The sequence below is a fragment of the Oceanispirochaeta sp. M1 genome (assembly GCF_003346715.1).
Lineage (GTDB): Bacteria > Spirochaetota > Spirochaetia > DSM-2461 > DSM-2461 > Oceanispirochaeta.
Genome location: NZ_QQPQ01000043.1, coordinates 1 through 15,945 on the forward strand (window position 1 = coordinate 1; position 15,945 = coordinate 15,945).

Genomic DNA, 15,945 nt, shown 5'->3' on the forward strand with positions numbered 1-15,945 from the left:
TCTTCCTTTCAATATTTGTCATGAACTTGGACAAAATGTGTTCCAAAGAAATGAGAGAAATTGAAGAAAGATTCAAAATCAGGAGAACTAGGGTTGCCTGAAAGACTTTTTCAGTAAGCCCTATTTATCTGGCCTTCAACAAGCAGATTATTCAAGGAATGACTGAAGGTTCTATTAAGGGATAATAAGGAAAAAATTTTGAAAACAATAGATTTATCTGGAAAATGGGATGTCGTCAGTTCCTGTAAACAATATAGCTGGGTGAGCGATGTTCCCGGATCGGTACTCTATGATATGGACAAATCCGGTTCTATGGGGGAGGGCGGTGCATTTTACCGGAATAACAACCGCAAAGCTCCCGAATTGATGGATCGGGATTATATCTTCAGGAAAACATTTGAGCTTTCAAATGAATTCTTTGAGCAATATGATAAGAGCTCCAGCCGGATTGTTCTTGAAGCAGATGGTCTTGATACTCTGACTGAAATAAAAGTAAATGAAGTTCTTGTCGCCAAGACAAAAAACATGCATCGTTCCTATAGTTTCGACATTGCTGAATTACTGATTCCCGGTGGAAACTCTATTGAAATAACCTTCTTAAACTCATTGGAATATATAAAGAGGGAACATGCCAGACGACCCCTCATGGCAGAAGATCCGGAGGGTATTACAACAATTCCGGGTTTTTATACCATTCGTAAAAGCCACTGCAGTTACGGTTGGGACTGGGGACCTCAAATTCCAGATGCCGGGATTTGGAGAGCAATAAGAATCGTCAGATATGATGACTGCAGATTCAATGATTTGAGAATTACACAGAGTCATTTTTCAGATCATGTGGTCCTGGATCTCAGTGCTGAAACAGAACACTGGGGAGAAAAAGAGTTCCATATTATCGGCACTGTGACATCTCCTTCGGGACATGAAATTCCATTCTCATTCTCGGCAGCTGAAAATACAAAGATTAGAATTGATAAGCCTCAATTGTGGTGGCCCAACGGCATGGGAGAGCAGTATTTGTATATCGTTCTGGCTGATATGACTGCTGATGGAGTTGTGTCGGGTACAGTTGAAAAAAATATCGGTTTGAGAACACTGACAATCGCTCGTAAACCAGATGAATGGGGAGAGACGTTTCACTTCGAAGTCAACGGCATTCCTCTCTTTGCCAGGGGAGCTAACTATATCCCTGAAGATATATACCTCAACAGGATGAATGAAGAGCGAACTGAGAGGCTTCTCGGTGACTGCAGTGAAGCCAACTTCAATTGCATACGTGTCTGGGGGGGCGGTGTATTTCCTGATGATTATTTCTATGATCTCTGCGATCGCTATGGCCTGATAGTCTGGCAGGATATGATGTTTGCCTGTGCTATCTACGATATGTTAAGCGATGAGTTTACAGAGAATATTTCTGAAGAAATTCGGGATAATCTGAAAAGGATACGTCATCATGCGAGTCTCGGACTGATTTGCGGCAACAACGAGATGGAATGGTTTTTTGTTGATTATGATACATTTCCTCAGACAAAGGAAAATGAATTTGAGTATATAAAACAGTATCACATGGTCATTCCGGAAATCCACAAAGAGATCTGCCCTGAGATCTTTTACTGGTCCTCATCACCCTCTTCGGGAGGGTATTTTGAGGAGCCTAATTCACCTGATAAAGGGGATTGTCATTTCTGGGAGGTCTGGCACGGTAATAAGGATCTGTCTGAGTACAAAAATCACTATTTCCGCTTTATGTCGGAGTTTGGATTCGAGTCTCTTCCGTCCATAAAAACCATTGAATCCTTCACATCTGAGGATGATAGGAATATCTTCTCTCCTGTTATGGAAGAACATCAGAAACGGGTAGGGGGCAATCCCAAAATTGTCTCCTATCTGTCCAAGTATTTCCGTTATCCCAAAGATCTCGACTCTCTGTCTTATGTTTCTCAGTTGAGCCAGTCCGATGCAATTCGTATCGGTGTTGAACACTGGCGAAGAAACCGTGGCCGCTGTATGGGATCCATCTACTGGCAGCTCAATGATAATTGGCCCGTGGCTTCCTGGTCCAGCATCGATTATTACGGCCGCTGGAAGGCGCTGCATTATGGGGTGAAACGGGCCTACGATAATATTCTCCTCTCCATTGACGGAGTAGGAAGACAGGCAGTTATTCATCTGTCCAATGAGTCGAACAAGTTGACCAGAGGAACCCTGTCTGTACGCCTTATCTCCCTTGATGGAACTGTTCTCAACGAGCAGAGCCTGACTGTGGAGTGTCAATCATGGTCCAGTGCGGTCATGTATACATTTGATCTGAAAGATGGGATCTCCCCGGAATCCGCGGTTCTCAGTGCGGTTTACCAATGTGAAGAAAGAACTTACGAGTCGGCGCATTTTTTTGAAATCTATAAATATTTCGATCTGAAAAAGCCTGAAATAACCTTTGTTTTCAAAAACTGGGGTGATGAGAGAAGTGAACTGACTCTGTCCTGCGACAAACCGGCGATTTATGTCGAGTTGGATCTCATGGAAGGAGATTGTGTTTTTTCTGATAACTATTTTCACCTCTTTCCAGGAGATGAGAAAAAAATTCAGATTCGACACCTGGGTAATAGTCCGGAATCATATGAATCCTTCCGTATTAGATCTCTGGTGGATAGCTACTAAAAAACTGAATACAGGAAATATCTAATATGAAAAAACAAGGCCTCTTGAAAATATGTTTTACTCCTGGAGAAAACACTTTCCCTCTGGTTGATCAGGATAAATGCGCTCCCAGCTTACTGATTGATAAAAAAGATGCAAAAGTTATACGGATTGCAGCAGATTTACTGATCCAGGATATTGTAACAGTCAGTGGAGTAAAGCCGTATTTACGAACTGATGATGTCAAAGACGGGAGCTCTACTGTCATTATCGGCACTATCGGAAGCAGTGGACCTGTTGATAAACTCATTGCTGAAGGACAACTGGATGTCAGCGAAATCAAGGGGAAATGGGAAGCCTTTCTGATTACAACAGTTGATTCATCTCTTGTTATCGCCGGAGCTGACCGGCGAGGTACTGTTTTCGGAATCTTCACTCTCTCCAGAGCCATGGGAGTGTCTCCCTGGTACTGGTGGTCTGAAGTCAGACCAAAGAAGCGGGATTCTCTATATGTGAGGGCATCGAATTACACGGAAGGATCACCATCTGTCAAATACCGCGGACTTTTCATCAACGATGAAGTCATGGGACCGAACAGCATGCACGACTGGGCGAAAAAAACCTTTGAAACAGAAGAGGGCCGTATAGGTCCGAAGGTTTATACCCGGGTATTTGAGCTTTTACTGCGTCTAAAGGCAAATTATTGCTGGCCTGCCATGCATCCCCCTTCTCACTGGTTCAACAAGAATCCATTGAACCCGCAGCTGGCCGAAGATTATGCCATTGTAATGGGAACATCTCATTGTGAGCAGATGCTGCGTAATAATATGACCGAGTGGGACAGTGACACCATGGGTCCCTGGAACTACAAAGTTAATCGGGATGGAATTCTGGATTACTGGAAAGAGCGCCTTGAAAGCAACAGTCAATATGAAAACACCTATACCGTCGGTCTCAGGGGAACAGAAGATACAGAACTCGAGGGTAGCGAGAGTATGTCGGAGATGGTCGAACTGACCCAGCAGGCCCTGGATGACCAACGCCTGCTTCTGTCTGAAAGTATTAATCCGAATCCGGAGCAGATCCCCCAGGTTTTATGTCTATACAAAGAAGTACTTGTGGTTTATCAGAATGGTCTGAAGGTTCCGGATGATATCACATTGTTATGGGTTGATGATAATCACGGTTATATGCGGCAGCTCAGCACTCCTGAGGAGCAGAATCGCACAGGAGGCTCGGGGCTTTACTATCACCTCTCTCTCCTGGGTACACCCGAAGGTTATCTCTGGCTCAGTACTATCTCACCGGAACTGATGTCCAGTGAACTGACCAAAGCCTATGAATTCGGTGCTGACCGTATCTGGATGTTCAATGTAGGTGATATTAAGCCGGCTGAAAAAGAGTTGAACTTCGCCCTTGATCTCGCCTGGGATATAAACAGCTGGACACCGGATAAAGCAGAAGGCTATATGAAACACTGGGCCTCAGAAACTTTTGGTGAAGAGAGGGCCGATGCTATTGCTGATGTCATGAGACGTTTCTATCTATTGGCCGCATCGGGAAAGCCGGAACATGTGTATCGTCTGGAATACACTGAGGCAGAGCTTGATAAGAGAATCAGTGACTATAGGAGGCTTTCTGATGATGCAGAAGCTGTTGCTGATACTTTACCCGATTCACTGGGGGATGCCTATTTTCATTTGATTCTTTATCCCGTACAGGGATCCCGTTGGATGAATGAGCGGATGCTCCTCGGCCGACGGAGTCAAATTAATGCAGTCCGGGGGGATGTCTCCGCTGCAATGAAGGATGTTGATTCTTCCAGGAAAGCTGCAGATGAGTTGAAGCAGCTGGACAGACGTTATAATTCGTCGGGAAATGGAAAATGGGAAAACTTCATGACATGTCAACCGCGTTTTAACCGCCCTGAATCACCCTATGCAACGGAGAAATTGATCGAAGAGAGCAGGAATGCAGTATCAGAACTTATTTTTTCACTCCATGACGCTGAGACAGCAAAGGGTGTTAAATATGAAAATGATGGTTTATCCGGCAGCGAAGAGGGGGGGGAAGCCGTTTTCAGCTGGAATTCGGAACAAGAGGGGATCAGTTATATCTGGGTGAGAACGACCAAGCCCAGCTACAGCGAATCTTCCTACTCTGGAGAAGTCCCGGTTCCGAAACTCACTGGAAAATTCAATGAGAGTCCCTGGGAATGTGACATTCCCCACTTTGGAAATGCCTGGCATACTAAGATGACTCCCCCTACTTGGTGCAGGATGGCAAAAGTCAAGGTGAATAAAGGGAGGAATCAACTGGTTCTTGATCTCCGGGACCCTTTAATCATTATATCAGAGCTTCGTTTAAGTATGACTCTCCCATTACCGGCAGAACACCTCAAGACTCTCTCTGCCGGTGATTATACAGCCCGGGGAGACGGCAGACATTCAGATATTGTTCCTTTACCGGGACTCGGTACAGGGACCGGAATTTGCGCTTTTCCCTTCACGGCACCATCCCTCAGTACAGGGCAGATTTCTGATGCACCATGGGTGGAATATTCGATTGAGATCCCCGCCGGCAGCAGTAGACTTCTGATCAGGTCATTACCTAACCAGCGCATACATGCCGGCCGCGGGGTTCGATATGCTGTCTCAATTGATAAGGCTGAACCTGTGGTATTTGATGTCCAGGCAGACGAGTTCTCTCCCCAGTGGCAGTATAATGTTATCCATGGATATACATCACGTTACATTGATTTTGAACATTCCGAACTAGAGAAAAAGATCATCCGTATCTATCTTCTCGATCCCGGCTTAGTCCTCAGGGAACTGATTCTAGATCCTGTATTAAAGACTGTTGTAAAACACACAGTATCATAGAGAGCAATGATGTTACGGACATTTTGGATGTAGTGTTTTCCATACTCCTATAATAGGAGTCCGTTCAATCTTCCTGTCTGATAGACAGGAAGATTCTTTTTTTTATAACGCTTTTCTGAGAGCTTCAATATGGGTCTTGTATTGTGAATCCTCGAGGAACTTTTTTTCTTCGGGCATCATATCAAAGATGGCACCCCATTTAGCTTCATCTTTATACTTGGGTACCAGGTGGAAATGGATATGAGGCCCCTTATCTCCAAATGAAGCATAGTTCAGCTTGTCTGGATTAAATACTTTCTGTATGGCTTCAGATGCCTTTGCCATGTCATCCATCAGGTCATGTCTTTCCTGAGTGTCCAATTCAAATAATTCACCCTTATGTCCTTTGTTATAAGCAACGATGCATCGCCCCGGGTGAGTCTGCTCCTTGAAAAAGAAAAAGGTGGTGACTTTTAACTCGGCTATTTCAATCATCAAGTCCGAAACTCTGTGATCACGGGTACAATACATACAATTTTTGTCTATGTTCATTTCTAATCTCCCTTATCTATATGTCAGATTATCATACAATGTGTTGTTTTTGAAGATATGAATTAATATTTTTTGTTTTTGAGACAAATACCTAATCTGAGGTTAATGAAGAAACATTTCCATATCAGCCAGTTTTGCAGCAACGGTGATGTAAACCTTAGAGGAGATGGATAATGAATGAAATTATCTCAAGAGTTTACTTTTAATTAATCATTTTCGGAGTTTTTACTGTAAAATTAAACCTTCAAAGAGGGCGGCGCCCGGAAAAATATATGTAAATAAGGAGATCATATTGAAAATTAAAATACTCGGCACTTGTGCTGCTGAAGGCTGGCCGGCATTGTTCTGTAATTGCCCTGCATGTCGGAAAGCAGGGCAATTAGGTGTAAAAAATCTGAGAACCAGATGTTCCATTCAGATTGATGATCTTTTGAAAGTCGATTTACCACCTGATTCTCTGATTCATGCCCATAAATACAATTTGAAGATGCATGAACTGAAATATTTACTGATAACTCATTCCCATGCAGACCATCTAAGTCCCGGTGAAATTGAATACATTATTCATCCCTATGCTGTACCACCTGTAATCGAAAACCTGAAGGTCCTTGGGAATTCTGAGTGTATAGCCATTATGAAGAAAGCAATGGAGAGCCCTTTGAGTGATTTCGAGGGATTGATGAATGAAGTTCGTCCTTTTGAAACTCTATCTTTGCCACCATATTCGGTGACAACTCTGAAGGCAAATCACAGACCGGATCAGTTTCCCCTGAACTATATAATTGAAAAAGATGGTAAAAGCCTTCTTTATACATGTGATACAGGGTTTTATGAAGAGGAAACTTGGGAATTCCTCAAGGACAGGAGGGTCGATATGGTTATCAGTGAATGTACGGAAGGACCAAATCGATCACGCGGTCAATACCATATGGGATTTCCCGATGTTCTTGAATTTAGAGAAAAAGCCGATAAAATCTCACTATCTGATTCAGATACACAGTGGATTCTGACGCATTTTTCTCATGGAGGTGGATTACTTCATGATGAACTTGTTTCCCTGATGGAACCTGAAGGTTTCAAAGTTGCCTGGGATGGTTTAGAGATAGATTTATAAGTATGTGAAGGTCCCGATGCATCGTTCTGATTCTAAACAGAATGTTGAGTTGTCCGAAGGATGGAAGATTGAAAAACTCCATCCTTCAGGGATCTTTATTTATATAATGAAACCGGGTTATCTCCGGGGCAATTATTGAAGGTCTTTTAAATATTTGACTGGATAGTCCAGAACAATCATATCAGCTCCTGATTCCAGGGCTTTATTAAAGCGTTCCATGTCATATTCACCATAGTTGATCATCAGCTTTAAGCCCAGGTTTTTACATTCATCAACCATTTTATTGCTGACGTTTTTTAAATGACACTCAATTATCTGAGGATTGTACCGGGCTTTCAATTCAGATAAACGTTCTGGTGTGTCGCAATTTATTTTCAAGGCCATATGGGGTGCTGTTTTTCGGAATGATCTGACCATATGTTCCTTTTTGAACCAGAAAAAACACCTATCCTGCATCTCGTATTTTTTTATCAGTGACAATAATTTTTTCAGATTGCAGGATTTTACATCAAAAAAAAGTTTTGTACGTTTTCCGACAGCCATGAGAATATCTTCTACTCTTGGGATTTTCTCTCCGGCAAAGTCTTCAGAAAACCAGGAACCCGCATCGAGACTGTCAATATAAGAAGATCTTCTGAGTCTAAATAGCCCCTTTCCATTAGATGTTCTTCCAAGACGTTTATCGTGGTGATTGTAGAGAACGCCGTCAAGGCTGGATCTGATATCAATCTCAACATAATCTATATCCCGTACCTGACAGATATTAAAAGCTGATATTGTGTTCTCAGGAGCTTCCCCGTTGGCTCCCCTATGAGCCACTAATTCTACATTAACTTTTTGTCCGGTTTTTACAATCCATTCCATTATTTATTCTAATTCCTTATTTCAAAATAATCTCAACAGAAACCTCGCCTTCAAGATCTGAAGGAATGAACGGTCTGTTAAAGCTCTTCCCATTCATTGAAAAACTCTGAATCTGTTCTCCGTTTCCATTTATTCTTATACTGAGTTTCATTTTCCTGTAATCAAGTCCTTGAAGTTGAGCAAAAGAACAATCCGGCGGTACAATCGGAGAAAGATGTATACCAAGGGGTGAGAAGTTCATCCCGAAGAGACCTGTAAGTATAAGTCTTAAATAGGCCGTAGCACTCCAGGTTTGACGATGACAAAAAAAATACTCCTCTATCACTCCTTCTGAATTTTCCTGCAGTCCTCCGTATTCTAATCCTGTTTCAGGATGGAAGACTTCTCCAAACTGACCATCCCTGACAGCAAAACCTGCTAATGTCTTCAACTCTTTTTCAAAGTTGCTTTTATTACCGATCCCGGCCGCTGCAGATCCCCAGAACCCCTGAATATGGGGCCAAACTGTTCCATTATGACGGCCTACATGGTCATCTCTGTCATTATAGCGGTCAAAAACAGGCCACAGACAGGGAATTCCCATGGGAGATATATGCTGGTTTTTCAGTATCTTTTCCTGTTGTTCCTCATCTGCGACTCCAAATAGAATGGCAAGGCTGTGTCCCAGGCCATCCTGAGCATCAGAACCATTCCAGGGATCAGTAAAGTATCTGTAATAACCCTTATCCTCCATCCAGAGCTGATTATTTATTGCCTTTTTTATCTTTCTCTCTTTTTCATTCCATAAAGGGTCAATTTCAATCCCAAGCTCAGATGCCATGACAGACAGGAGTTTATATGCGTTGAAATAGAGGCAGTTGGTTGAAAGTGCCTCTATAGGCAGACCTTCTCCCTTATCATGACTGAGCTCTCTGTTATTTTCAGCCCAATACTGTATATCATGATTAGAACCTACTGATGTATAACGATCCGGGTAGGCTGAAATGCCATCGGCATAACAGGGTGCTCCACGGAAAAGTTCCGTTTCAAAGTCATATTCTGTATTTTCAAAATACTTAAGACTGTTAAGGGAAATTGTCATTGTCTCTTCCAGAAAAGAGCGGTCGCCCGAGTAAAGATAGAAATTCCAGGCACCGGTCACCCAGATTATGGCGTCCCAATACTGCCCGCCGATTCTTTTACCGAACTCATCTTCTGTGAGCATGGAAATAAGTGTTTTTTTGGATATTTCCCTGTTGATGAGGCCGAAGCCGTTCCAGACATTAATGGCAGCATCCCTTGTCCAGGGGCGATTATAGGACATCCCTGCCATGAGTACGGATTCCTCCTGTTGCAGGAACTCAGCTTTATAGAGAGATATGTTTCCGGCGATATCGCCTGAAGCAATCCTGAATGCTTTTTCCAGATCTTCATTGTCACTTTTAAAATATGTATTGTTCATACCTTTTCCCGATTGCATACAAAACCAATTGTTTTCTTCCTAATGGAAGAGTGATTCGGGTATCAGTTCTATACTTTTCCCTATTGCCTTCTCTGAGAACCAATTATAGTTTGCATTCTCTCCATCCAGTTTCCAACTGACAGGGCAGGTTGTATCCATCCAGTCCAGTGGTTCTGCCGCAGCTAGAGGTTTTGAAGCCCTGGTGAATGCTGCTTTCAGTGCTTCTTTCTCTCTCTTATTTATATCCTTCGGATCTGCAGAGACAAATAGGGGAGTCCCGCTTTTCGAGAGAAGTTCGAGCCACTGACGATTCAGCTCCCAGGGGATCTGTTTTGTCAGTCCGACACAGTCAGCATCACAGGCATAAAAATTGTTATGCTGAATCATCCTGTGTGAAAGAGTGTTGATACCCATCAGCCTGGTCCTTTCCCAGACTCGACCGCTTGTATCATCACCGGTTCTATGGACGGCAAAAATCCCTGCCGAGAGATGACTCACTGTATTACAGCCGATCACAAGTGCATTTCCGGCATTATCAGCAATGGTTTTGTAGAAGTTCAATATAATTTCAGCAGTAGTTTTACTTCTGTCATTGAAAACAAAGCTGTCTTTAATAAGAGAACTTCCCATTTCAAATCCCCAGTTACCGAAAATATCATAAGTAGAGAAGTCATGTTTTATCAGCTCATATCCCCAATCTGCAAACCGCGCTGTATCCCTTCCCACAAGATCCAGAACCTCGGGGATACTGGGATCAAGAATAGCCCCGTGATCTTTATGGCGCTGGAAACCTGTAGGAATCGTTGCTACTGTTTTTAGTGGTCGGAACCAGATTCCCGGTCTTACTCCTGATCTTTTCATATCATCTACCAGGCCGTTCATGTCGGGGAAACTGAAATTACCCCTGTCCCAGGGACCTCCATTCTGAGTATCCCCTCCCCAGGCAGTCTGCCATCCGTCATCAACTACCATAAAAGGACGGTTCTCGGTATTTTCCGAGAGAGATGAGATCAGCCCGGAATCTCTGATAATTTCATCATGGGAGCTCTTTCCATAGGCGTAATACCAGTTGTTGCCCCCGTAAACGGGGAAATCAGGAAGGACCGGTTTTTCACATAGCAGTGAACAGAAGTTCTGAGCTGCAGTAAAAGGATTTTCGCCATCTTTGCTGTTTCTGCGAACAATGACTGCTGCTTCAAGAACTCTCTCTCCCAGATTCACACCTCGGCTGCCGCAACGGACATCAACACAGAGCTTTATCGCCTGGGAGTCAAGCTGCCAGAAACACATGGAACGGGTCCCTGTTTTTACTCCGAAACCGGTTGTGGACTCTCCCTGATTGATCAGGAAATACCAGGGCATTATCCGTTGTGGAACGATACCCCTCCATTCAAGATCTCCATAACCTCTTTCCCAGTGGTCTCCGAGGATTTTCACTCCCGGTGAGAAATCGGCTTTCCAGGAGCAGAGGAGCCTTTTTACAGCAATATCCGGAGAATGAAGCAATACTTTAACAGTTTCATTTTCAGGAAGGGTTGTTACTGTTATTCCATTTCCATCCCAGGAATCACCATTCAGATGTAATGAGATCCATCCTTCTTCAGTTTCAGCCTGAAGAAGGTCTGGTATTCTGATAATATTTTTTCTGTTCATATAAATTCCACTCAGTCTTATCATCAGCAAGCAGCTGAGGATCAGAATTTTATTTTAAAAGTCCGAATTTCGTAAGGTTTAATATCAAATTCAATCATGCCGTTTTGAACTATGACTTCCTCGATTTCATTCTCCAGCAGATCACATTCTGCCGCTTCAATCATCTCTTTGTGGAAAGAAATCTTCACCGGACCTCTTTTGTTCTGATCTTCGTAAACTCTGATAATTAAAGCATCACCTTTTTCACTTAGCTTCAATGCGGAAAGCATGACATGGTCACCGTCAATTTTTATATATGATTTTTCTGAAATGCCTTCACCGGTAACTGGAACTGTAAGAAGTTTATCATTCAGTTCCCATGCTTTTTGTGGTGTTTCAGCACTTCTCCAGTCTCCTTTATGGGGGAAAAGACTGTATGTAAAACTGTGATGCCCAATATCTGCTAAGGGATCTGGATACCGGGGTCCTTTTAAAAGAGTCATCCGCATAAGATTTCCTGAAATATCAAAACCATATTTACAGTCATTAAGTATACTCACACCATAATCACCTTCAGAAACATCAGCCCACATATGAGCCGCAACTTCAAATTTAGCAGCATCCCATGATGTATTATCGTGTGTAGGCCGTTCAATATATCCATATGACATATCATAGGCGGCTCTCATGGCGTTTACTTCTACAGGGAATCCTACTTTCAATAAACGATCTCTCTCTGTCCAGTCGATATCTGTAATAAAATCTATTTTTGGAGAATTTCTATAAATAACTATTTTCTGCTCAATACGGGATTCATAAAAATTCCGTACCTGTTTAAGTACAAGTCTTACGGGCCCATCTTCAACTATTTCTGTTTTTTCAACAGCTGGAATGGGGTATTCTCTATCTTTATATGTAGGAACAATATCCCATGCCGCATATTTTCCAGGAACATCTTCGAACATCTGGAATTTGTTAGCTCCACCTTCGGGTAAAATAATCTGCTTATTATTTGTCTTGTCAAAAATAGCTGCTATTGAACCATCATCAGAAAAATCAATTACAAAAAAATCATTTTCAATTTTATTTTCTGAATAGTTAAAGGGAGAGTCAAATGCAGATTTTCCATCAGCAAGGCTGAAAACTTTGTACCCGAAAGAAGGAATATTTTCTACAGCAGCAATTAAACTGATAATCGTTCCTTCCTGCTTAATTATTTGTGAAGGTATTTCAACTCCATTGCTGTCAAGGACAATGGGATTGGTAATCCCCGAGACATGGAAGATCATTTCTACATTATCACTTCGTTCCCATGACAGAGTATTAAAAACGGCTACAGAATTTTTTCCTTCTTCTCTGGCAATAAGTTGTTTGAGACCCCTGTCAAATAAAGATTCACCAATTTCAAAGGCTCTATCATAATCCTTTATAGAATCATGAAAGGCGGTGTTTACATGGGATCCCGGCAGTATATCGTGGAACTGATTTTTGAGTATTATTTTCCAGCCTTCCAGTAATTCATCCGCCGGATATACTGCTCCATCGAGACTTGCAAGGGCGGAGAGGACTTCTACATTTTTATATAGGATTTCAGCTCTTCTGTTATTCTTTTTTAACTTTGCCTGAGTTGTGTATGTTCCCCGATGTGTTTCAAGGTAGATTTCATCCTTCCATACAGGAATTTTTGTTATATCAGCTTCAATTCTTTTGAATGATTCCTCACCATGAGTAAGTTCGGATTTAGGGATTCCCGGACACTTTCTGAATCTTCTTGAAGTCAGTAGGTCTTTTCTGTTAGGTCCGCCTCTTCCATCACCATAGCCATAGTTGTAAATTGCTTCTTTACTGACTGATTTCTGTTTGTATTCATTCCAGTTTGTAAGCATTACATCAGGATTAACATTGGCTCCAAAATGTGTAGATGGTAAATGTGCCAGGATTCTTGAACCGTCTGGTCCTTCCCACCAGAAAGAACTGTGAGGGAATTCATTTGTATCATTCCAGATAACCGGTTTATTCGTAATGAAATATTTAAATCCAGCTTTTTTTAATATCTGAGGAATAAACCAGGCATTACCGAATACATCGGGAAGCCAGCAGACAGATGAACTCTGGTTAAACTCATCATGTGTAATTTGCAGACCTAGCTGGAGTTGACGTATAAGAGATTCACCTGAAATCAGATTACAGTCAGGTTCTACATACATTCCTCCAATAACTTCCCATCTTCCTTCTGCCACCCGGCCTTTCAGTCTATTGTAAATTTCCGGATAGAGTGTTTTTAAATCCTCATAAAGTTTCAGCTGACTCTGAGAGAAAAGATAATCGGGAAATTCCTTCATCATATTGAGTACTGTGGAGTGGGTTCTCCCGATCTTTCGGAGGAACTCATTGTAATCCCATTGATAAACAAGGTCTAAATGGCTATGACCGACCATGTTTAAACGTCCCTCAACAGGAAATCGACCAGAATCGTAAACATGATCCTTCAGATATTTTGCTGCTGAAATAAGGCCCTGCTTAAACACGGACTCACTTTTTTCAGAAAAATCAATAACTGCCATTGCATTTCTTAATTCGATCAGTAAAAAGGCTATTACTTCTGAACTTGCCTGAGGGGTTTCCATAATATCAAATAAACAAATGAAGTCATAAAAGGAATCTTCTATTTCTCTGTCAAGAACACATATTTCTGAAACTGAAAAATTGTGGATAACAGCATCTACTTCCATTTCGTTACAGTAAATTTCGATTTCAAGATTATATTTATCGCCGGCTTTTGCGCAATCTGTCAGAAATATGACATCATGTTTAATATCGAGGCCTCCGGTGTATATCCCGTCTACTTTTAAAACACCTTCACCGCCGGGGTTTAAATTTAAAACAGTGTATTTCTTATCAAAACCAGCAGGAATTGTTACTTCAGTCCGGAAAAATGCTGTGCGTTTATCACCGCCCCAGTTCTCTCCCGCTGTATAATCTTTCCATTCACTATCGATCCAGTCATACTTACCGGGCTCCCGGTAAAAACATTCTTTTTTATCCCATTTTTCTATTTGTACTATCTCTGTGAAACGTCGATCATAAATCTGGTTAATCTGAACACCCAGCCATTGCTGAGGAGTATATGCACTCCGCATTTTGTCCTTTATACGTGTATTTTCATTCATTAATTTAATCCTTTATTTCTATGACGTCCGGACTCTGTTATTGTCCTGCTATAGAGTTTTTTTTATTTTTGAAACGTTTAGTTACTTATATTATTTGTAAATTCAGTTGCAGGTCATGACCCTTCCAGCTTTTCAAGAAGGAGCAGAAGATCAAGAGGTTTTTCGATAGTATAATCGGGAGATTCACTCTGCTCAGATGGCTCCCTGGGATAACGGGGAGACCAGGACTGAAAGACACTTTTAATTCCCAGGGCATTGGCTCCTTTTATATCGCGGCTCAGATTATTACCCACCATGAGTATGGAAGAAAAATCCTCATCTTTGATTCCAAGAGCTTCAGCGGCAGTTCTGAACATATTCTGGTGTGGTTTATTGACACCCACCTCTTCCGAAATTGTGTGACAATCGAATTTATCCCAGAGATCATGCTGTTTCAGGATATTCCTAAAGGACTGAGTCAGCCCATCTGCCACCAGGGCCACTCGGTAGCCTTTTTCTTTGAGTGTCAGAATCAATTCCTTCGCACCGGGAATCAGGTCAGCCGATTTGACCAGTTCACCCTTTATATATATTTCTGTACTTTCGTCAGCGAGAGTATCGCCGCAATCAATAAACACTGTGTATTTTCTATTCATAATTATAATATTCCTATGGTTGACTGTCTTTTCATTATTTTAATTTCCTGAAGTTTTCTTACTCCGGGTTTGATTTTGTCATCTATCAGTTCAATAAGCATTTCTCCGGCATCCATACCCATCTGGATTCCAGAAAAATGAACAGTTGAAAGGGGAGGATTGCTGAATTTCGCAATAGGCACATTGTCGTATCCCATGACGGCTATATCTTCGGGAATTCTAAGTCCCGCCGCATCAATAGCTCTCATGGCTCCAAATGCAACAGTATCACTGGCCACAAACATAGCAGTGAACTCATTTCCTTTATTCATCAGTAGATCATTCATTGCTTCAAAACCACTTTGAGCAGTAAATTCTCCATAACGGACAATGCTTTCATCGTATTCTATCCCTGCATTCTCCAGGGCTTTTCTATATCCGTTGAGACGTCCGGTTCCAGCGGTGTAGATTAATGGCGAATTGGTAATACAGCCAATTTTGCGGTGATTCAGTTCAATTAGATGTTCTACAGCTTTTTGGGCGGAAGCGGGAACATCAACATCAACTGAGCAGACTCTTTTGTTTGAATACTCACCGATTATGACCACAGGAAATTTCTCATCTATAAGAGTCTGCAGCTCTTTATCGTGCTCTCTCGTTTCGAAAAGAACCAGTCCGTCAATACTTTTAGTCTGACTGAGGTTTAGAATTGCATGGCCGCCTGCTCCATCGGGGATTGTATCAATGAGAAGGCGAAGATCATGTTTTCGGACGATCTTTGTCAGTCCATTTATAATCTGAAGGAGGAAAGAATGGGACATATGGCTTTCGAGGCAGACGAGACCAATATTCCTTGTTCGTTTACTGGCCAGAGCTTTGCCGGCTGCATTTGGGACATACCCCAGCTCTCGAACAACTTTCATAACTTTCTCTTTAGTTTTGTCGCTAATATTTTCTTTTTTTACATTATTTAAAACATATGAGACCGTCGCCCGGGATACGCCCGCTTCTTTTGCCACGTCAAAACTTGTAACCTTCTTCATCATCGATCCCTTTT

At 42.0% G+C, this 15,945-nt stretch carries 10 protein-coding genes; 3 read left to right on the plus strand and 7 right to left on the minus strand.

Features of this window, described 5'->3' with window-relative positions; all coding sequences use genetic code 11:
- Positions 1 to 198: 198 nt before the first annotated feature.
- Together DV872_RS21585 and DV872_RS21590 are read left to right on the plus strand one after the other, a co-directional pair.
- Positions 199 to 2,661: a glycoside hydrolase family 2 protein gene (locus DV872_RS21585; protein WP_114632048.1), complete on the plus strand. Its 2,463-nt coding sequence runs from the start codon at positions 199 to 201 to the stop codon at positions 2,659 to 2,661.
- A 26-nt stretch (positions 2,662 to 2,687) separates the two neighbouring features.
- Positions 2,688 to 5,522: a glycosyl hydrolase 115 family protein gene (locus DV872_RS21590; protein WP_114632049.1), complete on the plus strand. Its 2,835-nt coding sequence runs from the start codon at positions 2,688 to 2,690 to the stop codon at positions 5,520 to 5,522.
- A 102-nt stretch (positions 5,523 to 5,624) separates the two neighbouring features.
- On the opposite strand, the gene DV872_RS21595 is transcribed toward DV872_RS21590, so the two are convergent.
- Positions 5,625 to 6,053, minus strand: coding sequence for an HIT family protein (locus DV872_RS21595; RefSeq protein ID WP_114632050.1), 429 nt, complete (start codon positions 6,051 to 6,053; stop codon positions 5,625 to 5,627).
- Positions 6,054 to 6,345: 292 nt separating this feature from the next.
- Between DV872_RS21595 and DV872_RS21600 the strand changes: the two genes are divergently transcribed.
- Positions 6,346 to 7,167, plus strand: coding sequence for an MBL fold metallo-hydrolase (locus tag DV872_RS21600; RefSeq protein WP_114632051.1), 822 nt, complete (start codon positions 6,346 to 6,348; stop codon positions 7,165 to 7,167).
- Positions 7,168 to 7,299: 132 nt separating this feature from the next.
- Here the strand turns inward: DV872_RS21600 and DV872_RS21605 are convergent, their stop codons facing one another.
- The 6 genes from DV872_RS21605 to DV872_RS21630 all read right to left on the minus strand — a co-directional run bounded on the left by DV872_RS21605 (position 7,300) and on the right by DV872_RS21630 (position 15,931).
- A complete protein-coding gene (locus DV872_RS21605; protein WP_114632052.1) occupies positions 7,300 to 8,031 on the minus strand; it encodes a glycerophosphodiester phosphodiesterase family protein in 732 nt (243 codons plus the stop codon).
- A gap of 16 nt (positions 8,032 to 8,047) precedes the next feature.
- A complete protein-coding gene (locus DV872_RS21610; protein WP_158547109.1) occupies positions 8,048 to 9,472 on the minus strand; it encodes an amylo-alpha-1,6-glucosidase in 1,425 nt (474 codons plus the stop codon).
- A 39-nt stretch (positions 9,473 to 9,511) separates the two neighbouring features.
- Entirely contained in the window at positions 9,512 to 11,125 is a 1,614-nt protein-coding gene (locus tag DV872_RS21615) for an alpha-galactosidase (protein WP_114632075.1), read from the minus strand.
- 41 nt (positions 11,126 to 11,166) lie between these two features.
- Positions 11,167 to 14,274 (minus strand): alpha-mannosidase, encoded by a 3,108-nt coding sequence (locus DV872_RS21620; protein ID WP_114632054.1) that lies wholly within the window; start codon positions 14,272 to 14,274, stop codon positions 11,167 to 11,169.
- Positions 14,275 to 14,387: 113 nt separating this feature from the next.
- Positions 14,388 to 14,909, minus strand: coding sequence for an HAD family hydrolase (locus DV872_RS21625; protein WP_114632055.1), 522 nt, complete (start codon positions 14,907 to 14,909; stop codon positions 14,388 to 14,390).
- A gap of 2 nt (positions 14,910 to 14,911) precedes the next feature.
- Positions 14,912 to 15,931: a LacI family DNA-binding transcriptional regulator gene (locus tag DV872_RS21630; protein ID WP_158547110.1), complete on the minus strand. Its 1,020-nt coding sequence runs from the start codon at positions 15,929 to 15,931 to the stop codon at positions 14,912 to 14,914.
- Positions 15,932 to 15,945: the final 14 nt, after the last annotated feature.